The sequence below is a fragment of the Microbacterium testaceum genome (genome assembly GCF_006539145.1).
In the GTDB taxonomy this organism is placed as follows: domain Bacteria; phylum Actinomycetota; class Actinomycetes; order Actinomycetales; family Microbacteriaceae; genus Microbacterium; species Microbacterium testaceum.
In genome coordinates, this window is the sequence record NZ_BJML01000006.1 from 134,313 (window position 1) to 157,407 (window position 23,095).

The 23,095-nt window shown below is 68.0% G+C and carries 20 protein-coding genes; 2 read left to right on the top strand and 18 right to left on the bottom strand.

All coding sequences use genetic code 11. The features are described from left to right. Nucleotides 1–10: 10 nt before the first annotated feature. The 7 genes from ddaH to MTE01_RS10420 all read right to left on the bottom strand — a co-directional run bounded on the left by ddaH (nucleotide 11) and on the right by MTE01_RS10420 (nucleotide 5,489). Nucleotides 11–772 (bottom strand): dimethylargininase, encoded by a 762-nt coding sequence (gene ddaH, locus MTE01_RS10390; protein WP_141377355.1) that lies wholly within the window; start codon nucleotides 770–772, stop codon nucleotides 11–13. A 251-nt stretch (nucleotides 773–1,023) separates the two neighbouring features. After that, a complete protein-coding gene (locus MTE01_RS10395; RefSeq protein WP_103210899.1) occupies nucleotides 1,024–2,319 on the bottom strand; it encodes a citrate synthase in 1,296 nt (431 codons plus the stop codon). Nucleotides 2,320–2,537: 218 nt separating this feature from the next. Then, entirely contained in the window at nucleotides 2,538–3,641 is a 1,104-nt protein-coding gene (dapC, locus tag MTE01_RS10400; protein WP_141377357.1) for a succinyldiaminopimelate transaminase, read from the bottom strand. Between the two features lie 3 nt (nucleotides 3,642–3,644). Then, complete coding sequence (gene fdxA / locus MTE01_RS10405) at nucleotides 3,645–3,965, bottom strand: ferredoxin (protein ID WP_013586172.1); 321 nt, start codon at nucleotides 3,963–3,965, stop codon at nucleotides 3,645–3,647. 53 nt (nucleotides 3,966–4,018) lie between these two features. After that, a complete protein-coding gene (locus MTE01_RS10410) occupies nucleotides 4,019–4,417 on the bottom strand; it encodes a DUF6113 family protein (protein ID WP_103210901.1) in 399 nt (132 codons plus the stop codon). A 44-nt stretch (nucleotides 4,418–4,461) separates the two neighbouring features. Next, entirely contained in the window at nucleotides 4,462–4,776 is a 315-nt protein-coding gene (locus tag MTE01_RS10415; protein ID WP_141377359.1) for an AzlD domain-containing protein, read from the bottom strand. Beyond that, nucleotides 4,773–5,489 carry an AzlC family ABC transporter permease gene (locus tag MTE01_RS10420; protein ID WP_141377446.1) on the bottom strand — a complete coding sequence of 239 codons (717 nt, stop codon included), beginning with the start codon at nucleotides 5,487–5,489 and terminating at the stop codon, nucleotides 4,773–4,775. Before MTE01_RS10420 ends, MTE01_RS10415 begins: the two co-directional genes overlap by 4 nt. A 65-nt stretch (nucleotides 5,490–5,554) precedes the next feature. Between MTE01_RS10420 and MTE01_RS10425 the strand changes: the two genes are divergently transcribed. After that, on the top strand, nucleotides 5,555–6,106 hold the full coding sequence (locus tag MTE01_RS10425; protein ID WP_103210903.1) for a helix-turn-helix domain-containing protein: 552 nt from the start codon (nucleotides 5,555–5,557) through the stop codon (nucleotides 6,104–6,106). A gap of 201 nt (nucleotides 6,107–6,307) precedes the next feature. Here the strand turns inward: MTE01_RS10425 and typA are convergent, their stop codons facing one another. The 10 genes from typA to MTE01_RS10475 form a co-directional block, all read right to left on the bottom strand. After that, the gene (typA, locus tag MTE01_RS10430) at nucleotides 6,308–8,221 is read right to left on the bottom strand and encodes a translational GTPase TypA (protein ID WP_103210904.1); all 1,914 of its coding nucleotides are present in this window, start codon (nucleotides 8,219–8,221) and stop codon (nucleotides 6,308–6,310) included. Nucleotides 8,222–8,377: 156 nt separating this feature from the next. Continuing rightward, nucleotides 8,378–10,057 carry an ABC transporter family substrate-binding protein gene (locus MTE01_RS10435; protein WP_218026350.1) on the bottom strand — a complete coding sequence of 560 codons (1,680 nt, stop codon included), beginning with the start codon at nucleotides 10,055–10,057 and terminating at the stop codon, nucleotides 8,378–8,380. A gap of 4 nt (nucleotides 10,058–10,061) precedes the next feature. Continuing rightward, nucleotides 10,062–12,230: an ABC transporter ATP-binding protein gene (locus MTE01_RS10440; protein WP_141377450.1), complete on the bottom strand. Its 2,169-nt coding sequence runs from the start codon at nucleotides 12,228–12,230 to the stop codon at nucleotides 10,062–10,064. A 16-nt stretch (nucleotides 12,231–12,246) separates the two neighbouring features. After that, nucleotides 12,247–13,170: an ABC transporter permease gene (locus MTE01_RS10445; protein ID WP_103210907.1), complete on the bottom strand. Its 924-nt coding sequence runs from the start codon at nucleotides 13,168–13,170 to the stop codon at nucleotides 12,247–12,249. Nucleotide 13,171: 1 nt separating this feature from the next. Further along, nucleotides 13,172–14,152, bottom strand: coding sequence for an ABC transporter permease (locus MTE01_RS10450; RefSeq protein WP_103210908.1), 981 nt, complete (start codon nucleotides 14,150–14,152; stop codon nucleotides 13,172–13,174). Between the two features lie 221 nt (nucleotides 14,153–14,373). Beyond that, nucleotides 14,374–14,922 carry a PH domain-containing protein gene (locus MTE01_RS10455; protein ID WP_246078222.1) on the bottom strand — a complete coding sequence of 183 codons (549 nt, stop codon included), beginning with the start codon at nucleotides 14,920–14,922 and terminating at the stop codon, nucleotides 14,374–14,376. A 38-nt stretch (nucleotides 14,923–14,960) separates the two neighbouring features. Continuing rightward, nucleotides 14,961–16,625: an ABC transporter ATP-binding protein gene (locus MTE01_RS10460; protein ID WP_103210910.1), complete on the bottom strand. Its 1,665-nt coding sequence runs from the start codon at nucleotides 16,623–16,625 to the stop codon at nucleotides 14,961–14,963. Continuing rightward, nucleotides 16,622–17,569, bottom strand: a complete 948-nt coding sequence (locus MTE01_RS10465; RefSeq protein ID WP_103210911.1) for an ABC transporter permease — start codon at nucleotides 17,567–17,569, stop codon at nucleotides 16,622–16,624. The genes MTE01_RS10460 and MTE01_RS10465 overlap by 4 nt, the downstream gene beginning before the upstream one ends. Beyond that, on the bottom strand, nucleotides 17,559–18,488 hold the full coding sequence (locus tag MTE01_RS10470) for an ABC transporter permease (protein ID WP_103210912.1): 930 nt from the start codon (nucleotides 18,486–18,488) through the stop codon (nucleotides 17,559–17,561). Before MTE01_RS10470 ends, MTE01_RS10465 begins: the two co-directional genes overlap by 11 nt. Nucleotides 18,489–18,653: 165 nt before the next feature. Further along, nucleotides 18,654–20,273, bottom strand: a complete 1,620-nt coding sequence (locus MTE01_RS10475; protein ID WP_218026351.1) for a peptide ABC transporter substrate-binding protein — start codon at nucleotides 20,271–20,273, stop codon at nucleotides 18,654–18,656. A 164-nt stretch (nucleotides 20,274–20,437) separates the two neighbouring features. Here MTE01_RS10475 and MTE01_RS10480 point away from each other — a divergent pair, with 164 nt between their 5' ends. Continuing rightward, complete coding sequence (locus MTE01_RS10480; protein ID WP_246078224.1) at nucleotides 20,438–21,292, top strand: CPBP family intramembrane glutamic endopeptidase; 855 nt, start codon at nucleotides 20,438–20,440, stop codon at nucleotides 21,290–21,292. Nucleotides 21,293–21,295: 3 nt separating this feature from the next. Here the strand turns inward: MTE01_RS10480 and MTE01_RS10485 are convergent, their stop codons facing one another. Then, a complete protein-coding gene (locus tag MTE01_RS10485; RefSeq protein WP_170210680.1) occupies nucleotides 21,296–22,978 on the bottom strand; it encodes an ABC transporter substrate-binding protein in 1,683 nt (560 codons plus the stop codon). Nucleotides 22,979–23,095: the final 117 nt, after the last annotated feature.

Here is a 23,095-nt window from a genome sequence, read left to right on the forward strand (position 1 = left end):
GGGCTGCGGCTCAGTCGCGCACCCGTACCGACAGGCAGGTGACGCAGCCCTCGAGCTTCTCGAACTCGCTCACATCCACGGTGACGACGTCGAGGCCGCGGAACCGATGCTCTTCGGCCGTCGCCGGGGCATCGGACGACATCAGCACCGTGCTCTCGTCGAGCACCACCACGGCCGTACCGTGCTCTTCCGGAACGCCCGCGAACACGGGGAACAGCGAAGGATCGTCCACCAGCGGCTCGAACCCGACGACCGTGCCGTCGGGTAGCGCCGTCACGCCCGACTTGAGGTGCAGGAATTTCGTGACCGGGATCTCGCGCACCTCCCACCCACGGGAGGCGAGCACCTCGCGCAGCTGGCCGATACCCGCTGCGTTCGTCCGCGACGACGCCCCGACATACACGGTGCGGCCGACCTTCAAGACGTCGCCCCCGTCGAGAGTCCCGGGCTCGACGATCTCCACGCTTTCGATTCCGGATGCCCGCACCCCGGCCCGCACGCTCTCGATCTCGCCGCGGCGCGAGGGCGCCCCCGCCCGGCACAGCACGGCGAGCTCGCCGAAGATCACCACGGCGTCCTCGACGAACACGCCGTCGGGCTGGTCGTCGGCCGGAACGATCTCGACGATCTCCCACCCGCGCGAGCGGAAGACGTCGACATATCCGTGCCACTGCTCGAGCGCGAGCTCGGGGTCGACCGGCACGCGATCGAGGTGGGTGAGCTCGCCGTCGGCGAGCTGGGGCGAGGGGCGGCGGACGAACAGGCGCGGCATGCCCCGACCCTACTGGTTGGCGTCCTCGGCGGCGGCCTGGGCACCCGGCATCCGCCCCCCTCACGCATAAACGCCGTTCGCGCGCATAAACGCGATCTCCTCGCGTTTTTACGCGCGAATCGCGTTTATGCGTGCCCCCGCACCCGCTGCGGGGCACGGCGCGCACGCGCCTCACCGCACCGATCACCGGTCAGCGCGCACGACGAAGCGCCCCGCCCCTGGCGAGAGGGACGGGGCGCTTCGGGTCGGGGTCAGACCCCGGGGTAGTTGCGCTCGGCGGCACCCGTGTACAGCTGCTGAGGGCGACCGATCTTGGTCTGCGGGTCGGTGATCGCCTCGCGCCATTGCGCGAGCCAACCGGGCAGGCGACCGATCGCGAACAGCACCGTGAACATGCGCGTGGGGAAGCCCATCGCCTTGTAGATCACCCCGGTGTAGAAGTCGACGTTCGGGTAGAGGCGACGCTCCTTGAAGTAGTCGTCCTCGAGGGCGATCTGCTCGAGCTCCTTGGCGAGGTCGAGCAGCGGGTCGCTGACGCCGAGGGCCTCGAGCACCTCGTCGGCCGACTCCTTCACGAGTTTGGCGCGCGGGTCGTAGTTCTTGTAAACGCGGTGCCCGAAGCCCATGAGCTTGACGCCCTGCTCCTTGTTCTTCACCCGCTCGACGAAGCGCTCGACGCTCTCGCCGGAGTCGCGGATGCGCGCGAGCATCTGCAGCACGGCCTCGTTCGCTCCACCGTGCAGGGGGCCTGACAGGGCCTGGATGCCGGCGGAAATGGACGCGAACTGGTTGGCGCCGGTGGAGCCGACGAGGCGAACGGTCGAGGTCGAGGCGTTCTGCTCGTGATCCTCGTGCAGCATGAGCAGCAGGTCGAGGGCCTTCGTCATGACGGGGTTGGCCTCGAAGGGCTCGCTGTGCACGCCGAAGTTCAGCTTGAGGAAGTTGTCGACGAAGCCGAGCGAGTTGTCGGGGTACAGGAAGGCCTGCCCGATGCTCTTCTTGTGCGCGTAGGCCGCGATCACGGGGAGCTTCGCGAGCATGCGCACCGTGTTGAGCTCGACGTGCTCGGGGTTGTGCGGGTCGGACTCGGACTCGTAGTAGGTCGAGAGTGCGGCCGTCGCCGCCGACAGCACCGACATGGGGTGAGCCGTCGGGGGAAGAGCCGAGAAGAGGCTCTTGAGGTCTTCGTGCAGCAGCGTGTGACGGCGGATGCGCTCGTCGAACGAGGCCAGCTCGGATGCCGAGGGCAGCTCGCCGTAGATGAGCAGCCACGCGACCTCAAGGTAGGTGCTGTTCTTCGCCAACTGCTCGATCGGGTAGCCGCGGTAGCGGAGGATGCCCTGGTCACCGTCGATGTACGTGATGTCGGACTTCGTCGACGCCGTGTTGACGAAACCGTAGTCGAGCGTGGTGTGACCGGTCTGCTTCGTCAGCGACGCGATGTCGATGCTCGGAACACCGTCGGTGCCTCGCAGGACCGGGAATTCGGCGGTGGTGCCCCCTACCGTGAGAGTGGCCTTCTCCTGATGCGTGCCCGCGTCGCTCACCGCGCCTCCTTGCGATTCCTGGTCGCCCGTGTGGTCGAACGCGGGGGTTGCGGCACCCGCGATCTTGTCGACCGTTGGATGCCACGGGTATGGCATCCGGGTCGGCGGGGCGCGCGGAGGATGACCCCGAACGACCTGCCTTTACAGCCTAGTAGCCACTCCGACGTACAGATGACACCGCTAAAGGTCGCCCCCATCGAATGGAGGGAACCTCCTGGTCAGGCGCGCAGACGCTCCCCGGCCGCGGCGATGCGCTCGTCGGTCGCGGTGAGCGAGAAACGCACGTGATGCGGGAAGTGGGTGCCGTAGAAGTGCCCCGGCCCCACCAGGATGCCGAGCTCCGACAGCCGACCCACGCTCTCCCACGCGTCGCGCCCCTCGGTCGCCCAGAGGTAGAGTCCACCCTCGCTGCGGTCGATCGTGAAGCCGGCCGCCTCCACCGCGGGTTTCAGCACGGCGCGGCGGCGGGCGTAGCGCTCGCGCTGCTCGACCACGTGCGCGTCGTCGCCGAGGGCCACCGTCATCGCGCGCTGCACGGGAGCGGGAGGCAGGAGGCCGAGGTGCTTGCGCCCGGTCAGCAGCCGCGAGACGAGCACAGGGTCGCCGGCGAGGAACGCTGCGCGGTACCCGGCGAGGTTCGACTGCTTGCTCAGCGAGTACACCGAGAGCACGTCGGTGAGATCCCCGTCGACCACGGTCGGGTCGAGAACGCTCGGCACGGGCTGCGCGTCCCACGGGGCATCCCAGCCCAGCTCGGCGTAGCACTCGTCGGAGGCGAGGACCGCACCGATCTCGCGCGCTCGGGTCACGGCACCCCGAAGCTCATCGGCCGACAGGACGCGACCGTCGGGGTTGCCCGGCGAGTTGATCCACACCAGGCGCGTGTGCGCGGGCCACTCTGAGGGGTCGTCGGATGCCACGGCCTCGGCGCCCACCAGGCGCGCGCCCACCTCGTAGGTGGGGTAGGCGGCGCGGGGATGGACCACGGCATCGCCCGGGCCGAGCCCCAGCAGCAGCGGCAGCAGAGCGACCAGCTCCTTCGAGCCGACGGTCGGCAGGACGTTGACCGCGCTCAGGCCCGGGACACGCCGACGACGCTCGTACCACGCGGCAATGGCTTCGCGCAGGGCCGGCGTGCCGGCGGTCTGCGGATAGGCGTGCGCGTCGGTCGCGTCGGCGAGGGCCTCGGCGATGACGGCGGGAGTCGGATCGACGGGCGAACCGATCGACAGGTCGACGATGCCGTCGGGGTGTCGCCGCGCGCGCTCCGCGTACGGGGCGACGGCGTCCCACGGGTAGTCGGCGAGGTCGGCGACGCCCACGGGTCAGTGGCTCTGCGGGGGCAGCGCGGTGATGACGGGGTGGTCCTTCGCGATCACGCCCACCTTGGCCGCCCCGCCGGGAGAGCCGATGTCGTCGAAGAACTCGACGTTGGCCTTGTAGTAGTCGGACCACTCTTCGGGGAGGTCGTCCTCGTAGTAGATGGCTTCGACGGGGCATACCGGCTCGCACGCACCGCAGTCGACGCACTCGTCGGGGTGGATGTAGAGCGATCGTTCACCCTCGTAGATGCAATCGACGGGACACTCATCGATGCAGGCGCGGTCTTTGACATCGACACACGGGAGGGCGATCACGTAAGTCACCCGCTCAGTCTAATCGCGCCGGAGCGACCGACTCCGCCGACGGGCCCGCGGGCTTAGGATTCAGCCGGACGCGCGGGGGCCTGCAGCTTCGAGAAGTCGGGCCAGAAAGCGACGAGCACCATCAGCGCAGGCCCGACGACCGTCCATACCAGCGGGATCCACTCGGTGCCCGCGGTGGGCGCCGCCACGATCGCGGAGCCGCCCGGGCCCACCTGCGAGAAGACGTAGGTCGCGGCGGTGATACCGAGTCCTCCGGCGAGAGCGTTGATGCGGTCGCCGGTGAGGGTGCGCAGCGCGATGAGCAGCGCGGCACTGCCGATCGTCGCGAGGATCAGACCGACCGGCACCGGGCCGACGAGGAAGGCCTGAGCGACCGTGCCGGCTGCTCCGTAGAAAGCCCCGACGAGCAGAGCCACCACCCAGCCGACGACGCGAAGAATCGTAGAAGTCACCGCCCGAGTCTAGGCGGGACGGCTATGCGCGGAGCCTGAGCGCTTCACACCGCCCACCCCCAGAGCCGCAGCAGCGCGGCGGTGCCTGCCGCGGCGGCCACCACGACGAGGAAGGGCGCACGTGCCCACAGCAACAGGGCGGCGACTCCTACGGCAGGAAGCCGCGCGTCTACGACGACCGCGGAGCCTGCTCCGAGGGTCTGCACCATCACGAGCGCCGCGAGAAGAGCGACGGTGAGGAGGTCCGCGATGCGCGCCGGGCGAGGAGCATCGAGCCAGTGCGCCGGAAGCAGGTATCCGGTCGCCTTGAGCGCGACGCAGAGAACGGATGCCGCGAGCACGGCGGTCCACAGGGTCATGGCATCCGCCCCTCGTCCGTCGACGTCGTCGCGGGCCGCGGGTCGAACAGGCCGACCGCGATCGCGACTCCGGCCGCGGCGATCACCGGGATACCGGGCATGAGCCACGGTGTGAGCAGCGCCGCGACGATCGCCGCGCCCGCCGCCACAGCCGGCGGCTGCCGCCCGCGCAGGCGCGGCCAGAGGAGGGCGAGGAACGCCGCCGCGGCCGCGGCGTCGAGACCGTACGCGCGCGGGTCGCCGAGCACATCGCCGAGGAGCGCACCGAGGAGGGTCGACAGGTTCCAGCCGAGCCAGATCGCCACCCCCGTCACCCAGAAGCCGACCTGGCGTGCGCGGGGTTCGGCCTGCGCCAGGCCGACCGCGACGGATTCGTCGATCGTGAACTGCGTGGCCGAGGCCTTCCGCCACAACCCACCCGCCACGACCGGTGCCATGCGCATCGCGTACGCGGCGTTGCGCACCCCCAGCAGCGCCGACGACGCGATCGCCGCGGGGGCCGCAGCCGAACCCCCGGCAGCGATGACGCCGACGAAGGCGAACTGCGATCCCCCCGTGAACATCAGCAGGCTCAGCACGCAGGTCTGCCAGATATCGAGACCGGATGCCACCGACAGCGCCCCGAAAGAGATGCCGTAGGCACTGGTGGCCAGGGCGACAGCGAGTCCCTGACGGGTGGCCACACCCTCGGGTGTTCGGTACAGCGAACGCATGAACATCATCGTGAACGACAGTGCCACGTTCGTCAAGTCGAACGATCGGCGACGATAATGAACACATGAGCGATCTGAGCGACCGCATCGCCGCGAACCTCCGACGCGAGCGGGAGAGACGGGATCTGAGTGTGTCCGAGCTCGCGCGTCGCGCGAAGGTCGCCAAGGCGACCGTGTCCCAGCTCGAGAACGGCGGAGGAAACCCGAGCGTCGAAACGCTGTGGGCTCTGGCGTCCGCGCTCGAGATCACCTTCGCGGACTTCGTCGATGAGGACGCGCACTCCCCCACGCTGATCCGCGCGGGAGAGGCGAGCACGGCGGTGGCGTCGTCGGCATCCGAGTACGTCGCCGTCCTCTTGTCGGCGAGCCCTCCGCATGCACGCCGCGACATCTACCTGCTCTCGGCCGAGCCCGGACAGCCTCGTCGATCCGATCCCCACCCCCGGGGAACGGTCGAACACGTCGTGCTGGTGTCGGGTCGCGGACTCGTCGGCCCCGCCGACGCGCCGTACGAGTTGTCCCCCGGCGATTACCTCTCGTACGCCGGCGACTCCCCGCACATCTTCGAGGCGCTGACACCCGGCATGAGCGCCGTGTGCGTCATCGAGTCGCGCTGACGACCCGCAGCCCGGGCGCAGGTGACGGTCCGGGAGTTGGCGCACACGCGATCGAGGTCGTTCATCACCAGAAGGTCGAGTGTCCACGACACCCGGGATGATCTCCGAGACGTCCGGGGGTTGCGGACACTCAACGGGGAGGAAACAGCGAACGGCCCCCCTCAGCGCAAGGCAGGCGGGGCCGTTCCGGGACGCGAACGCTCAGGCGTTGGCATCCTGACGCTTCATGCGCGAGGCCGCGCGGCCGCGCTCGGTCGCGTCGAGCACGACCTTGCGGATGCGCACCTTCTCGGGCGTGACCTCGACGCATTCGTCGTCGCGCGCGAACTCAAGCGACTCCTCCAGCGTGAGCAGGCGCGGGGGCGTCATCGACTCGAAGGAGTCGGAGGTCGACGAACGCATGTTCGTCAGCTTCTTCTCCTTGGTGATGTTGACGTCCATGTCGTCCGCACGGGAGTTCTCGCCGATCACCATGCCCTCGTAGACCTCTTCCGTGGGCTGCACGAAGAAGCTCATGCGCTCCTGCAGGGCGATCATCGCGAACGGAGTCACGACACCCATGCGGTCGGCGACGATCGAGCCGTTCTGACGGGTCGTGATCGAGCCGGCCCAGTCGTCGTAGCCGTGCGAGATCGCGTTGGCGATTCCGGTACCGCGCGTGATGGTGAGGAACTCGCTGCGGAAGCCGATGAGACCGCGCGAGGGCACGACGAACTCCATGCGCACCCAGCCGGTGCCGTGGTTCGTCATGTTGTCCATGCGTCCCTTGCGGGCCGCCATCAGCTGGGTGATCGCGCCGAGGTGCTCTTCGGGGGCGTCGATCGTCAGGTGCTCGAAGGGCTCCTTGAGCTTGCCGTCTTCGCCGCGCTTGGTGACCACCTGGGGCTTGCCCACGGTGAGCTCGAAGCCCTCGCGACGCATGTTCTCGACGAGGATGGCCAGCGCGAGCTCGCCGCGCCCCTGGACCTCCCACGCGTCGGGGCGTCCGATGTCGACGACCTTGAGCGAGACGTTACCGATGAGCTCGCGGTCGAGGCGATCCTTGACCATGCGCGCGGTGAGCTTGTGTCCCTTGACCTTGCCCATGAGGGGCGAGGTGTTGGTGCCGATGGTCATCGAGATGGCCGGGTCGTCGACGGTGATCGCCTTGAGCGGACGCACGTCTTCGGGGTCGGCGATCGTCTCGCCGATGGTGATGTCGGGGAAACCGGCGATGGCGACGATGTCTCCGGGGCCGGCATCTTCGGCGGGGTAGCGCTCGAGGGCACGGGTCTTGAGCAGCTCGGTGACACGGGCGTTGCTGGTGGTGCCGTCGGCGCGCACCCAGGCCACGGTCTGGCCCTTCTTGAGCGTGCCGTTGAAGACGCGCAGCAGCGCGAGGCGGCCGAGGAAGGGCGAGGAGTCGAGGTTCGTGACCCAGGCCTGTAGGGGCGCCTCGTCGTCGTAGGACGGAGCCGGAACGTGCTCGAGGATCGCCGCGAACAGCGGCTCGAGGTCGTCGTTGTCGGGCAGCGAACCGTTGTCGGGGCGGTTGAGCGATGCGGCACCCGCGCGGCCCGAGGCGTAGACGACGGGGACGTCGAGCAGGGCGTCGACGTCGAGATCGGGCACGTCGTCGACGAGGTCCGACGCGAGGCCCAGCAGCAGGTCATGCGCCTCCTCCTCGACCTCGGCGATGCGCGCATCGGGGCGGTCGGTCTTGTTGACCAGCAGGATGACGGGCAGCTTCGCCTCGAGAGCCTTGCGCAGCACGAAGCGCGTCTGGGGCAGCGGGCCCTCGGACGCGTCGACGAGCAGCACCACGCCGTCGACCATGGACAGACCGCGCTCGACCTCTCCGCCGAAGTCGGCGTGACCGGGGGTGTCGATGACGTTGATCGTCACCGGCACGTCGGAGTGGATGCCGTTGTACGTGATCGCCGTGTTCTTGGCGAGGATCGTGATGCCCTTTTCGCGCTCGAGATCATTCGAGTCCATCGCACGCTCTTCGACGTGCGCGTGGTCGCCGAACGAGCCGGTCTGGCGGAGCATGGCGTCGACGAGAGTCGTCTTGCCGTGGTCGACGTGCGCGACGATCGCGACGTTACGGAGGTCAGGACGAAGGGCGTGCGCCATGGAGGGTCTCCAGGAAAATTCGGGGTGATGCCCGGAATCGGGCCTGCCTAGTCTACCGGGCGCCTGCGACACTCCCGGGCAGAAGACGTTCAGGAAGCGACGCGCCAGGAAAAAGGGGCGGGATCCCGCAGGATCCCGCCCCTCTTCGTCACCGGATCAGGAGTTGGCGAAGCCCACGATCGTCCAGTCGATGGTCTCGAACTGGGTGGCGCCCCAGTTCACGAGACCCTGCTTGACGGCGTAGACGTTCGGCAGCGGCGCGATCGGGATGATCGGCACGGACTCCCAGAGCACCTTGTCGATCTCCTGTGCGGTCTGCAGGCGCGCGTCGGGGTCGAGCTCCGAGTTGGCCTTGGCCCACAGGGCGTCCAGGCGCGGGTCGGCGATGCCGGTGTAGTTCTGCGCCGAGTCGACGGGCGTGAACAGCGAACGGCTCGACGAGATCGGGTACGCGGTGCCCTGCCACGAGAACGTCACCATCTCGAAGTCACCCTTGATGATGTAGTCCGAGAAGTAGCTGCCGACGGGAACCGAGACGAGCTCGACCGGGATGCCGACCTCGGCGAGGTCCGCCTGGATCTGCTCGGCGCGCTGGATGTTCGTCGTCGTGTCGGCCGGGACCGTCACCTTGAACGAGAGCGCGGTGCCGTCCTTGGTCCAGGAGTCGCCGTCCTTCGTGTAGCCGGCGGCCTCGAGGTACTTGGTGCCCGCATCGACGTCGTAGGGCAGGGAGTCGTCGGTGTACCCGTCCTGGCCGGGCATGAAGATGTAGCTGCCCTGCGTGATGGCGGGAACGCCGACCGGCGAGTTCGCGTTGTTCGCGATCTGACCGCGGTTGACGATGGATGCCACGGCCTTGCGGACGTTGACGTCGGCGAGCGGTCCGCTCGAGGCGCGCATGGTGATGTGCGTCCAGGTCAGACCGTTGGACGCCTGGATCTCGGCACCCGGGACGTTCTGGGCCGTCTGGTAGAGATCGGCGTTGGAGCTGATGTTCAGCGCGTCGATCTCACCGTTGCTGAACGAGGTGCCCTGCTGGGCCTGGCTCACGGCGCGGAAGACGACCGAGTCGAGCTTGGGCTTGGCGCCCCACCAGTTGGGGTTCGGCTCGAGCGTCGCGACACCGGCCGTCGAGTCGAAGCTCGCGAGCTTGAAGGGGCCCGAGGACGGGAGCGCCTTGGTGAGGTACCCGGTGTTGAAGGTGTTCGGGTCGTTGGCGACGCTCGCGGGCAGCACCTGGCCGAACAGGCTCTGCCAGTCGGCGAACACCGACGAGAAGGTGATGACGACGTCGAACTGGTCGGTGCCCTGCTCGACGGACGAGATCTGGTCCCACCCGGTGGTCGAGATGACCACGTACGCGGGGTTGCTGCCGTTGTTGGCCTTCCAGGTCGCCTGGTAGTCGGCCACCGTGATGGGCGTGCCGTCTTCCCACTTGGCATCCGGGTTGAGCTTGATCTCGACCTTCTGGGGGTCCGAACTGGTCAGCTCGACGGAGGAGGCGTAGTTCTGATCGACGATCGGCTTGCCGTCCTCGCCGATGCGGATGGGCCCACCCTGCATCGCGGCGACGATGTTGTTCGTGTTGGCCTCGTTGCCATCGATCTGGAAGTTGTTCCAGTTCACGGGCATGGAGTCGACCGCGAGAGTCAGCGTGCCGCCGTCCTTGACGTCGGAGGCGTCGGCGCGCACCCACGCGGTCGACGGCAGCGAGTTCTGATCCTCGGGGTTCGCCGACGGAGCGGCGGTGTTGCCCGGCGCGCACCCGGCGATCGCCAGGGCGGCGGCGCTCAGCAGCGCGAGAGCGCTGAGGGCCTTCGCTTTACGCATTCTCATGTGATCAATCCTCTCGTTGGTGATCGGGGAGGGCCCCCGGCGACATGGTGCCGTCGGTCGGGGACGTTCGGGGGGAGCCGGCCGACACCGTCTCGAGGACGAGGTCGGACCGTTCGGCGTAGTGGCACGCCACCTGGGAGTGCGCCTGGGTGCGCAAGCCCGGGTCGTCGTTGTCGCACCGGCGCCGGTCGGCGTCGGGCAGCAGGCGGTAGAGCGGGCACCGCGTGCGGAAACGGCATCCCGAGATCTCCTGCGTGGGACTCGGAAGGTCGCCGTCGAGCAGGATGCGCGTACGCGCACGCTCGATGCGCGGATCCGGGATGGGAGCCGCCGAGATGAGGGCCTTGGTGTACGGATGCCGTGGGTCGTCGAACACCTCGTCGACGGGGCCCTGTTCGACGATGCGTCCGAGGTACATGACCGAGACGTCGTCCGCGATCTGACGCACCACCGCGAGGTCGTGCGCGACGAACAGGAACGAGAGCCCGAGTCGCTCCTTCAGGTCTTCGAGCAGGTTGATCACACCGGCCTGGATCGACACGTCGAGCGCCGAGACCGGCTCGTCGAGGACGACGACCGCGGGGTCGGTCGCCAGAGCCCGCGCGATGCCGATGCGCTGACGCTGCCCGCCCGAGAACTCGTGCGGGTACCGGTCCGACATGTTCGGGTCCAGCCCGACGAGATCGAGCAGCTCGCGCATCTTGCGGTCGCGCTCCGCACGCGGCACGCCCTGGACCAGCAGGGGCTCGGTGATCACCTCGCCCACCGGCAGGCGCGGGTCGATCGCGCCCATCGGGTCCTGGAACACGATCTGGATGCCCTTGCGCAGCACGGCCTTGTCCTTGCGGCTCACCGTGGCCACGTCGGTGCCGTTGATGCGGATGCTGCCGCTCTGCGGGGCGACCATCTCCATGATCTCGAGGATCGTCGTGGTCTTGCCGCAGCCGGACTCCCCCACCAGGCCCATCGTGCGACCCGGTTGGATCGAGAACGAGATGCCGTCGACGGCGCGGACCGTGCCGACGCGACGAGGGAAGACCGAGCCCTTCATGAGCGGGAAATGCTTTACGAGGTCGGTGACCTCGACGGCGGGGGTCACGTCGGGGCGCAGCGGCGGGATCTCACCCAGCGCCTCGGGTCGCGGGAAGATATCGGGCCGCGCAAGGGCGCCGGAGGCGATCTCACCGGAGCGGATGCACGCCGCGACATGGTCGGGCACCGTCCCGTGGACCTCCAGGACGGGCTCGATGTCGTGGCACGCGTCGATCGCGATCGGGCAGCGCGCGGCGAACGGGCACCCCTTCGGGAGGGCGGCGAGGGACGGCGGGCGCCCCTCGAGCGGGACCAGTCTGTGCGAACCCGCGGTCTGCATGTTCGGCACCGAGCGCAGCAGGCCCACCGTGTACGGCATGTGCGGATCGTGGAAGATCTCGTCGACCGTCCCTCGCTCGACGAGCTTGCCGGCGTACATGACCGCGACACGGTCGGCGTGACCGGCGACGACGCCCAGGTCGTGCGTGATGAGCACCACGGCGGCGCCCGTCACCTCCCGGGCCTTCTGCAGCACCTCGAGGATCTGCGCCTGAATGGTGACGTCGAGAGCCGTCGTCGGCTCGTCGGCGATGATCACGCGCGGGTCGTTCGCGATCGCCATGGCGATCATCGCGCGTTGACGCATACCGCCCGAGAACTCGTGGGGGTACGCGCGGGCCCGACGCTCGGCATCCGGGATGCCGACGAGCTTGAGCAGCTCGACGCTGCGGGCCTGCGCCGCCTGGGCGCTCAGAGCGCGATCGTGCAGACGGAGTCCCTCGGAGATCTGGTCGCCGACCGTGTAGACCGGGGTCAGTGCCGACAGGGGGTCCTGGAAGACCATCGCCAGCTCGGCGCCGCGGATCTTCGACAGCTGCCCGTCGTTCATCCCGAGCAGGGAGCGCCCATCGTAGAGGATGTCGCCCTCGACCTGCGCGTTCGAGGGCAGCAGCCCCATCACGGCGAGCGACGACACGCTCTTCCCGGAGCCGGACTCCCCCACGATTCCGAGGAACTCGCCCTCGTGCACGTCGTACGAGATGCCGCGGACCGCACGGACCGGAGCGCCGTCACGCTGCGGGAAAGTGACGCTGAGGTCGCGGACCGACAGCAGCGGCGAGCGGCCGGTCGAGGACAGCATGGTGGCGGATCGGGTGTCAGTCACGGTTCGCTCCCGAGGTGGGGTCGATGGCGTCGCGCAGGGCGTCGCCGATGAGGCTGATGGCCAGGAGCAGCACGATCAGCACGCCGGCGGGGTACACGAACAGCCACGGGCGGGTCACCGCGGCCGACGTGCCCGACGCGAGCAGTGTGCCGAGCGAGACGTCGGGCGCCTGGACGCCGAAGCCGAAGTAGCTGAGCGAGGTCTCGGCCATGATGGCCGAGACGATGCCGAGGGTTGCGTCGATGATGAGCAGCGACGCGATGTTGGGAATGATGTGGCGGCCCAGGATCTGCCGGGTCGGCATGCCCATGTAGCGCGCCGCGCGGACGAAATCGCGGTTGCGCAGCGACCGCGTCTGGTTGCGCACGACCTGGGCGAGGATCATCCAGCTGAACACCGCGAGGAAGAACGTCAGCGCCAGCCACGACAGGCCGCGTGTCAGCGGGCTCAGCAGCACGAGGATGAAGAACGACGGGATGACGAGCAGAAGGTGGATGAGCCACCCGATGACCGCGTCGATCTTGCCGCCGAGGTAGCCGGCGAGCGAACCCACGGCCGCCGCGATCAGCGTGGCGCCGATACCGGCGAGGGCGCCGATGATGAGCGACTTCTGCAGACCCACGAGGGTTTGGGCGTAGATGTCCTGACCGATGCCGTTGGTGCCGAACCAGTGCAGTTGGGTGGGCCCGAGACCGACGTTGAGGAAATCGCGCTGGGTCGCGTCGTAGGGGTACAGCAGCGGGCCGACGAAGGCCCAGAGCACGATGAAGACGAGGATGCTCGCCCCCACCCAGAAGCGCGGCATCTTGCGCAGGCGCGAGCGGACGAGCGCTCCGCGCGAGAGCGGCTTGCGGTCGCGGGTGACAGGGCTGGTGGCGACGAGCGATCCGTCGAGGGCCTCTTCCTGCATGGTCATGTCAGCTCCTCACTCTCGGGTCGAGTGCGGCGTAGAGCACCTCGGACAGAGTCGACGACAGCAGCACCAGCACGGCGACGAACAGGGTCGAACCCGCCACGGCGTTGATGTCCTGCTGGGTGACGGCGTTGAGCTGGAACTGCCCCATGCCTCGCCACGAGAAGACGATCTCGAGCATGGTGGAACCGGCGATCAGGGTGCCGAAGCTGTAGGCGAAGAAGGTGGACATCGGGATGAGCGCGATGCGCACCCCGTGGCGGAAGAGCGCCTGGGTGCGCGGCAATCCCTTCGCGCGGGCCGTGCGGATGTAGTCGGCCCCAAGCACGTCGAGCATCATGCTGCGCTGGTACCGCGAGTACGACGCGGCGCTGATGAGCACCAGCGCGAGGGTCGGCAGCAACAGGTGCACCGCGCGGTCGGCGACCATCGGCCAGAACCCCTCGACCCCCGCGGTGTACTCCCCCGTGAAGCGGATGAGCTGAGTGCCCGCGGCGTTGTTGAGGTTGGTCGCACCGATCATCAGGAGAACGCCGATGACGAAGGTCGGCGTCGCGAAGACGAGGTACGAGGCATAGGTCGTCACCTGATCGGTGGCACGGTACTGGCGCACCGCTCCCCACACCCCGATGAGGACACCAACGACGGCACCGATCAGCGATCCGATCAGCAGAAGACGAAGGCTGGTTCCGGCGCGCGTCGCGATCTCGGTCATGACATCCTGGCCGCCGATCGTGTTGCCGAGCGAGAACTTCGTGAACAGGTTCACGAGCCAGTTCCACAACCGCACGAGGATCGGCACGTCGGGGTTGGCGCCGAGAGCATCCAGGCTCGCGACGATCGACTCCTGAGGGGGACGCGGGTTCATACCGTAGAAGCGGTCCTGGGGTCGCAGCAGAGCGCTACCGAGCACGTACGCCAGGCACGTCGCCAGCAGGCTCAGAACGGCGTAGTTCACGAACCGTCGTAGAACGTACAGCGTCATGAGGTGCGCGAGCCCGTCCGGAACACATCGGGGGTCAGCATCATGGGTGGTCCTCTCGCCTTCGAGATCCCCGCCTATTCGTTTGCCTGGCTAAGGATCTTCAGCGACCCTACGTCGGCTTCCCATGAAACGCGTGCCGGGGGAACACACTTTTCACGACCGTAACAAAGCTCTTACATGGCGCTTTGTCACCACGGTCTCCATCGAGCGCAGCATCGCGCTCAGCCGAGACCGCCTGAGATGAACAAAGCGATGATAACCCAGCAGATCAGAACCAGCAGGGAAATGACCGAGGGAATGTCCCACGAGCGGCGCACGACACCGCTCTTCGAGGCAGTGCGGCGCGCGGTCTCCCACGCCTCCTGAATGAGCTGCAGATCACGGATCGCGGGAGGCTCGCGACGACCCCGTGAGTCGTCGCGACGCAGCGGCGGTCGGCCGGGACGCCCCGCGACGGGGCCGCCGAACGCCTTCACGACGCGCGGCTCGTCGGTACGGATCTCGAGCTGCCAGCGCATGTCGATATCGGCGACACGCGCCCAGGCGACGTCGACGACGCGCAGCGGATTGTGGATGCGGATGCCATCGGCATCGATGCGCACGTGAGGGGCGAAGAGCAGGGCGTAGACGGCCCACAGCGCCAACAGCACCCACGGCGCCAGCAGGAGCATCTCGCCGACGCCGGCGCGGAGCGCGGCATCCCCCAAGAGCACGACCGCGAGCACCGCGCCGACGATCAGGCCCACGATCGACGACGGGGCGCGGAACACCCGTGGGTGCTCCGCGCCCCGAAAGCGCTCGTCGCGTGTCACGCGCCGCCCAGTGAGAGCGAGGCGCCGGGAATGGCGTCGAGCAGGCGCTGCGTGTACTCCTGCGACGGCTGGGCGAAGATCTCGTCGACCGTGCCCTGCTCCACGAGTTTGCCGCGCTCCATGACGCACACCAGGTCGGCGGCGACGCGGACGACGGCGAGGTCGTGCGTGATGAACAGGTACGTCAGCCCCAGCTCGGACTGCAGCTCCGCCAGCAGCTGGAGGATCTGCGCCTGCACGAGCACGTCGAGAGCCGAGACGGCCTCGTCGAGCACGAGGATGTCGGGCTTGAGCGCGAGCGCACGCGCGATGGCGACGCGCTGACGCTGTCCGCCGGACAGCTCGTTCGGATAGCGGGATGCCAGCTCCTGCGGCAAAGCGACCTGCTCGAGCAGCTCTTCCACACGGGCGCGGCGCGAGGCACCGTCACCCACCTTGTGGATGTTGAGCGGCTCCGCGATCAGGTTGCCGATGCTGCGGAGCGGGTCGAGCGAGCCGTACGGATCCTGGAAGACCGGCTGCATGCGGCGGCGGAGGTTGAAGGTGTCCTTCGCGTTCAGCTTGCCGGTGTTGACGCCGTCGACCTCGATCGAGCCCGAGGTGGGTTCCTCGAGTTTGAGCACCATCTTCGCGATCGTCGACTTGCCGGAGCCCGACTCGCCGACGAGGGCGAGCGTCTTGCCACGCGGGATCTCGAACGAGACCCCGTCGACGGCGCGGAACTGCTCGCTGCGGAACCCGCCCTGGCGGATCTTGTACTCCTTGACGAGGTCGGTGACCTTGACCGTCGCGGGAGCGTCGATGTCGGACTCGCGCAGGATGCCGCGGTCCTCCACCTTCGCCTGGATGCGCTGCGAAGCGATGCTGGGGGCGGCCGCCACCAGTCGCTGCGTGTACGGGTGCTGCGGGTTCTCGAGGATCTCGCGGCTGGGACCCGACTCGACGATCTCGCCCTGGTTCATCACGACGATCGTGTCGGCGCGCTCCGCGGCGAGCCCCAGGTCGTGCGTGATGAGCAGCACCGAGGTGCCCCGCTCGCGAGTGAGGGATGCCATGTGGTCGAGGATGACGCGCTGCACGGTGACGTCGAGAGCCGAGGTCGGCTCGTCGGCGATCAGCAGCTTCGGGTCGGCCGCGAGGCCGATACCGATGAGCGCGCGCTGGCGCATACCGCCCGAGAACTGGTGCGGGTACTGGTGCAGTCGACGCTCGGCGTCGGCGAGACCGGCCTGCTTCAGCACCTCGATCGCGCGCTGCTCGACCTCTTTGCGGCCGGTGGCGATGCCGTTCGCGCGGATCGCCTCCTTGACCTGGAAGCCGATGCTCCACACGGGGTTCAGGTTCGACATCGGGTCCTGCGGGACGTAGCCGATGTCCCTGCCGCGTACCGACTCGAACTGCGTCTGGCTGAGGTCGGTCAGCTCGCGCCCGTCGAGGGTGATGCTGCCGGCGGTGACGTGTCCGGTGCCGGGGAGCAGACCGATGACCGCAGACGCGGTCGTCGACTTGCCCGAACCGGACTCACCCACGATGGCGACGGTCTGACCGGGATACACGTCGAGGCTGACTCCGTGCAGGACCTCGCGCGTACCGCCTTCTCCCTCGAACGCGACCTTCAGGTCGCGCACGGACAGCAGCGGCGTCATGGTGGCGTCGCTCATCGGCGGGCCCTCGCTCTCGGGTCGATGGCGTCTCGGATGAGCTCGCCCAGCAGGATGAAGGCCAGCACCGTGACCGTCAGGGCGACAGACGGCCAGATCAGGGCCAGCGGCGCGATACGCAAGGACTGCTGCGCCTGACTGATGTCGTTACCCCACGACATGGTGTCGCCGCCCAGGCCGACACCGAGGAACGACAGCGTCGCCTCCGCGACGATGGCCGCCGCGAGGCTGATCGTGGTGACCACGAGCAGAGGGGCGATCGCGTTCGGGATGACGTGCGTCAGCAGCGTGCGGAAACGCGTCTGACCGAGCGCCTGCGAGGCCGCGACGTAGTCGGCCTGACGCACGCGCAGTACCTCGGCGCGCACCACGCGCGCCGTCGACGCCCACGCGAACCCGCCGATCGCGAACGCCAGGGTGACGACGTTGCGGTACTGCGAGAACACGCTCATCACGACGATGGCCGCGAGGATGTAGGGAATCGAGAAGAAGATGTCGCCGACGCGCGAGATGACCGCGTCGAGCCATCCGCCGTAGAAGCCCGACAGCGCACCCATGATCAGGCCGATGATCGTGCCGATCGCGGTCGCGAGCAGACCGACCGACAGCGACGTACGCGCTCCCCACACGATGCGGGAGAAGGTGTCACACCCCTGGAACGTGAAGCCCAGGATGTGGCCCGAGGCGGGACCGGCGTTGCTGTTGGACAGCTGGCAGTCGTTGTTGGGCGGCACCTGGGTGAACAGCGTCGGCCACACGGCCATCAGGATGACGACGGCCATGACGGCCAGCGCGATCCAGAACGTGGGGCGGCGACGGAGGTCGCGCCACGCGTCGAGCCAGAGGTTGCTCTTACGGGCGGCGACGCGAACGGCGTCGACCGAGATGGTCTCGGTCTTGATCGGCGCGACATAGTGCGGCGCCGGGAACTGACTACTTGACATAGCGGATCCTCGGGTCCAGGAGGCCGTACAGGAGGTCGACGACGAGGTTGACCAGCACGTAGATGATGACGAAGACGGTCACGAACGAAACGACCGTGGGTCCCTCGCCGCGGATGGTGGCCTGGTACAGCGTGTTGCCGACACCGGGGATGTTGAAGATGCCCTCGGTGACGGTGGCGCCGACGAGGAGCACCCCGAAGTTCGTCGCGGAGTTCGTGATGACCGGGATGAGAGAGTTGCGCAGCACGTGCACGGGGATGACGCGGCGACGCGACAAGCCCTTGCTGTAGGCGGTACGCACCCAGTCCTGGTTCAGCGTGTCGATGACCGAGCCGCGCATCAGGCGCATGCTCGTGGCGAAGAGGCTGAAGCCGAGCACGATGGCGGGCAACCACAGGTCGCCCCAGTTGTTCTGGGCACCCACGGTGGGTTTGAACCAGCCGAGCTGGATGGCCAGGAAGTACTGAGCGAGGAAGCATGCCACGAAGATCGGCAGGGCGACGAACAACAGGGCCACGATGAGCGCGACGTTGTCGAACAGCTTGCCCTTGCGGATGGCCGAGATGGTGCCGACCACCACAGCGAGGACGAGCTCGATGGCCAGGGCCATCACCGCGAGGCGACCGGTCACGGGGAGCGTGCGTGCGAGCACCTCGTTGACGGACTGACCCGAGAAGGTGGTGCCGAGGTCGCCCCGGAAGATCCCGCCGATGTACAGGAAGTACTGGACGATGAAGGGCTGGTCGAGGTGGTACTGCGCGCGCAGGGCTTCGACGACCTGGGGCGCAGGGGTCTTGTCGCCGAAGAGACCGAGGATCGGGTCCCCCGGCATGGCGAAGACCATGAAGTAGATCAGCAGGGTGGCCCCGAAGAACACGGGGAGGACCTGCAGCAGACGTCTGAGGATGTAGCCGAGCATCCGCTCTCTTTTCGAACGTGGGAAACGCCTCATCCGACGTTTTCAGGGGGGGCATGGACCGCGAAAGGACCCGTGCCGTTTTATCACACGTCGTGATGAGGCCTGGCTGGCAGACCGCGAGGCGGTGACGAATCCGTCACCGCCTCGCGGGTGAGATCGGAAGGGTTACTTCGTAATCTCGTAGTACAGCGGAACCGAGTTCCACCCGAACTGGACGTTGTTGACGCCCTCGGCGTAGCCGCCGGTGACGTTCGAGTACCAGAGCGGGATGGCCGGGAGGTCCTTCAGCAGGATCTCCTGAGCCTTGGCGAAGTCGGCGTTCTGCGCCTCGAGGTCGGTCTCGGCGATGCCGGCCGTGATCTGCGCGTCGAACTCCGGGTTCGAGTAGTCACCGTCGTTCGACGAGGCGCCCGTGGCGTACAGCGGCGCGAGGAAGTTGTACGCACCGGGGTAGTCGGCCTGCCAGCCCGAACGGAACGTGGTCTCGATGCTGCGGTTGGTGACCGCCGAGCGCAGTTCCTTGAACGTCGGGTAGGGCGCGCCCGAGGAGTCGATGCCGAGCGTGTTCTTCAGCGAGTTCGTCACCGCGTCGACCCAGGACTGGTGTCCACCGTCGGCGTTGTAGGCGATCTGGAGCGAGCCGCTCCAGGGCGAGATGGCGTCGGCCTGGGCCCACAGCTGCTTCGCCTTGTCCGCGTTGAACTTCAGCACGTCGGCGCCCGAGAGCGAGTCCGACCAGCCCGCGATGACCGGCGAGGTGAAGTCGCTGGCCGGGGTGCGCGAGCCCTGGAAGATCGTCTTGGTGATCTCGTCGCGGTTGATGGCCATCGAGATGGCCTGACGACGGAGCTTGCCCTCTTCGCCGCTGAAGTGCGCGAGACGCTCGGGGATCGTGAACGACTGGAAGATCGCTGCCGGCTGGTTGACCGCGCGGTCCCCCAGGTCGGACTGGAACGTGGCCAGCGACGACGAGGGAACCCCGTCGATCACGTCGACGTTGCCGCCGAGCAGGTCGGCGTACGCGGCATCCTGGGTGGCGTAGAAGATGATCGACAGACCACCGTTCTCAACCGTGCGACCGCCCTGGTAGTCGTCGTTCTTGACGAGGTCGATCTGCACGTTGTGCTGCCAGGCACCCTCGCCCTTGAGCTTGTAGGGGCCGTTGCCGATGGGGTTCTCACCGAAGGCGGCCATGTCGTTGAACGCGACGTCGGGCAGCGGGAAGAACGCCGAGTAGCCCAGGCGCAGCGCGAAGTCGGCGGCCGGCTTCGACAGAGCGATCGTGAAGGTGTAGTCGTCGACCTTCTGGAGACCGGTGAGCTCGGAGTCAGCGTCGTAGCTGAAGCCCACGATGTCCTCGAAGAACGAGCTGCTGACCTGGTTGTTCGAGAGCTGGGCGCCGTAGTTCCACGCCTTGATGAAGTTGTCGGCCTTGACCTCGGTGCCGTCCGTGAACTTCTGGCCCTTCTTCAGGGTGACCGTGAGGTTCTGGGGGTCGTTGGTGACGATGGACTCGGCCATGTCGTTGACCGGGGCGCCGGTTCCGTCGTAGTAGACCAGACCCGCGAAGATCGAGTCGAGGATCTTTCCTCCACCGACCTCGTTGGTGTTGGTGGGGATCAGCGGGTTCTGCGGCTCGGAGCCGTTCGTCCGAATGATCGCCGTGGCGTCGCCGCCCGATGACGAGCCGCCGCCGTTGTCTCCGCCGCCCGAGCAGCCGGCGAGCATAAGCCCGACAGCTCCCAGCAGGGCGAGGCCGGAGAGGGCAATCTTGTTGCGCTTCACAGTTCCTCCAGGGAAGGGATGATCGTCGCCCATGCAGGGCTTTCGCGCAGCACAAGGCGCGGGAAAGATCCGTCGGGCAGGATGAGAACACACTAGGCACGTTTACCCAGGTGCCCCAAACTCCTCTGAAAAACGTTACACAGCATTTACTCGAGAGGCTCTCCATGGAGCAATCTGACAAGCCGGCCCGGTCACGCGGCGGCGCAGACTGGACGTATCCTCCCGCCATCGCGCGCACGGAGACCTACCGGCGACGCCGGCTCGGGTGGGAGATCGCCATCGTGCTGCTCGTCAGCGTCGGTCAGTCCGCGATCTACTCGGTCGTCTCCTTCGTGCGTGCGGCGACGCGTGCGCCCATCTCGCAGCAGCAGACGCAGCTGAACCCCTCACGCAGCGCCGAGCCGCTGTGGGACGCCATCTACCAGTTCCTCGACATCTTCTTCTCGCTGGCCCTCGTGGCCCTGGCCGTCTATCTGCTCTGGGAACCGACGAGCAACGCCCTGCGCCGCATCGGCCTCGATTTCCGACGCTTCGGCGGCGACGCCGCGCGCGGGCTGCTGCTGGTGGTTCTCATCGGCGCCCCCGGGATCGGCGTGTACGCGATCGGCCGGGCACTCGGGCAGAGCATCGCGGTCATCCCCGCTCCCCTGGACTCGTCGTGGTGGGTCATCGCGCTGCTCGTCCTCGCGGCACTGCGAGCCGGCCTCACCGAGGAGGTCATCTTCCTCGGGTTCCTCTTCGACCGCCTGCGTCGTCTCGGCTGGTCGTGGACGGGGATCATCGTCTCGACGGCCCTCCTGCGGGGTAGCTACCACCTCTACCAGGGATGGCCCTCTGCACTCGGCAACGTCGTGATGGGGCTGGTCTTCGGCTGGTGCTACAAGCGATGGGGTCGCGTGATGCCCCTGGTGGTCGCACACACGATCATCGACATCGTCGCCTTCGTCGGATACCCCCTCGCGGCAGCGTGGTGGCCAGGGATCTTCGCTCCCACCCCCGCGCCGTCTCCGAGCTCCTGAGAGTCAGGACTGAGGCGGCGACCAGGTCCAGAACGCCGGCGGCAGCCCGTTGGGCTCGGAGGTGTAGGTCACTCCCCCGACGCCCGCTGCGCTGACCACGGCGCCCGTGCGCTCCAAGAGCGGCACTCCCGCGTACGCGGCGAACAGCGACCGGTCGATGAGCTTCGCCTCCGACAGCACGTCGACGGGATCGGTGTGCGTGGTGAGGTCGTCGAAGAGCTCCTGGGTGTCTCCCCCGTCGATGCCCTCCGCGATGCGGTCGCGGGCCGAACGATAGAGGCTCTCGTCCTCGCCGACCCACGAGAGGGTGGCATCCGGAATCTCCGTCGCCGTGGCGGCTCGAACGGCGATGCCCGCCTTGGCGGCCATCGACACGATCCGCGGGAACACCAGCGAAGACGTGGGATCGGTGGTGTCGTAGGCCACTCGAAGCACGGCCGCCCGGTCGTTCAGGGCGGAGCGGGCGGCGTTCACGTCGGCTCCGGTCCCAGGAGCGCCGTTCCCCGACACGAGATCGTTGTAGAGCTGGCCGGTCGCCGGCGAGGAGAGGAAGGACTGCAGCGGCTGCGCGTTGGGACGGACGGCCCCGAGCACGTCTTGGACGAGGGATGAACGGTCGAGCGACAGAGTCGTCGCCTGACGAAGATCGGATGCCGTCGTCGTGGCGAACCGCAGCTGCAGCGTCTCTGACGTCGGCCCTACCTGGACGGTGAAGCCCGCATCGGTCAGCGTCTTCTGCTCCGCGACGTCGAGGTCGCCGACGTTGGCCACATCCACCGTCCCCGCTTCGAGAGCCGACAACTGCGCGGCTCGATCCGGGAAGAACCGGACGGTGAGGCCTTCGAGGCCCGGAAAATGCGCGCCCTGGTAGCTGTCGCGTCGAGCGAGCTGGAGGGTGTCGGCCGTGATCTCCGAGACGGTCCACGGGCCCGAGGAGACGACGCCCGCGGGATCGGGGGTGGTCCCCGGTGCGACGTCGAAACCGGTGTTCCATGCCTGAGCGGCGGCGGCCAGCACGGGGTTCGGCGCGACCGGCGCCTGCGGGTCGCCCTCGGGCACGGTGAGGATCGCGGTGAGCAGGTCCTTGACGCTGACGCCCGCGCGCTGCGCGACGACGTGCACGGGACGGTCGAGCAGCCATTGGCGATTCCAGTCGGCGAACGGCTGGTCGTAGGTGAGCGTGAGCGTGTCGTTCGCCCGGTCGAGACGGGGCCGCGTCGTACGAGCGTTGGGATCCGCGGGCAGCGCGGTGTCGAAGTAGCGCGTGCCCGAGACCAGCTGGCCGTTCGCGTCGTAGGTGGCGTCGTCGAAGAAATGCGAGGTGACGGCCCACCCGAACAGGAGATCGTCGAGCGTCACCGGAGTGCCGTCCGACCACACGCGGTCTGAGAACAGCTCGTAGCTCACGGTGAGCGGGTCGCCTTCGACGCGCGTGATGCGGCCGAGGCCGTTGTTCGGCACGACCTGCAGGTTTCCGTCCAGCGATCCGAGCTTCTCGTCGAGGAGAGCTGACACCGCCCGGTTGGCGGCCGTGTCGCCCGTAGCGCTGGCCGCGTTGAAGCTCGTGAGGGAACCGACGACACCGACCGTCAGACTCGTGCGCTGCTCCTTCGCCGGCTCGGGCGCGGGGTCGGCAGCCGAGCAACCGGCCAGCGCGAGCCCTGCGGCGACGAGGAGCGCGATCACGCGTCCCGGCCCGCCACGGCGTCGAGTCGGTCGAGGAACGTCGTTCAGCCCGTGGTGCACAGGGGCACTTTACTAAACGCCTCCTGAGGATCTCCCGGTCTCCTGCGGGCACCGGTC

Bases quoted from the DNA above. Each gene is read 5' to 3' on its own strand.
- ddaH (WP_141377355.1), bottom strand. From the start codon at position 772: ATGCCGCGCCTGTTCGTCCGCCGCCCCTCGCCCCAGCTCGCCGACGGC.
- MTE01_RS10415 (WP_141377359.1), bottom strand. From the start codon at position 4,776: ATGACCCTGTGGACCGCCGTGCTCGCGGCATCCGTTCTCTGCGTCGCG.
- MTE01_RS10420 (WP_141377446.1), bottom strand. From the start codon at position 5,489: ATGCGTTCGCTGTACCGAACACCCGAGGGTGTGGCCACCCGTCAGGGA.
- MTE01_RS10425 (WP_103210903.1), top strand. From the start codon at position 5,555: ATGAGCGATCTGAGCGACCGCATCGCCGCGAACCTCCGACGCGAGCGG.
- typA (WP_103210904.1), bottom strand. From the start codon at position 8,221: ATGGCGCACGCCCTTCGTCCTGACCTCCGTAACGTCGCGATCGTCGCG.
- MTE01_RS10435 (WP_218026350.1), bottom strand. From the start codon at position 10,057: ATGAGAATGCGTAAAGCGAAGGCCCTCAGCGCTCTCGCGCTGCTGAGC.
- MTE01_RS10440 (WP_141377450.1), bottom strand. From the start codon at position 12,230: ATGCTGTCCTCGACCGGCCGCTCGCCGCTGCTGTCGGTCCGCGACCTC.
- MTE01_RS10445 (WP_103210907.1), bottom strand. From the start codon at position 13,170: ATGACCATGCAGGAAGAGGCCCTCGACGGATCGCTCGTCGCCACCAGC.
- MTE01_RS10450 (WP_103210908.1), bottom strand. From the start codon at position 14,152: ATGACGCTGTACGTTCTACGACGGTTCGTGAACTACGCCGTTCTGAGC.
- MTE01_RS10460 (WP_103210910.1), bottom strand. From the start codon at position 16,625: ATGAGCGACGCCACCATGACGCCGCTGCTGTCCGTGCGCGACCTGAAG.
- MTE01_RS10465 (WP_103210911.1), bottom strand. From the start codon at position 17,569: ATGTCAAGTAGTCAGTTCCCGGCGCCGCACTATGTCGCGCCGATCAAG.
- MTE01_RS10470 (WP_103210912.1), bottom strand. From the start codon at position 18,488: ATGCTCGGCTACATCCTCAGACGTCTGCTGCAGGTCCTCCCCGTGTTC.
- MTE01_RS10480 (WP_246078224.1), top strand. From the start codon at position 20,438: ATGGAGCAATCTGACAAGCCGGCCCGGTCACGCGGCGGCGCAGACTGG.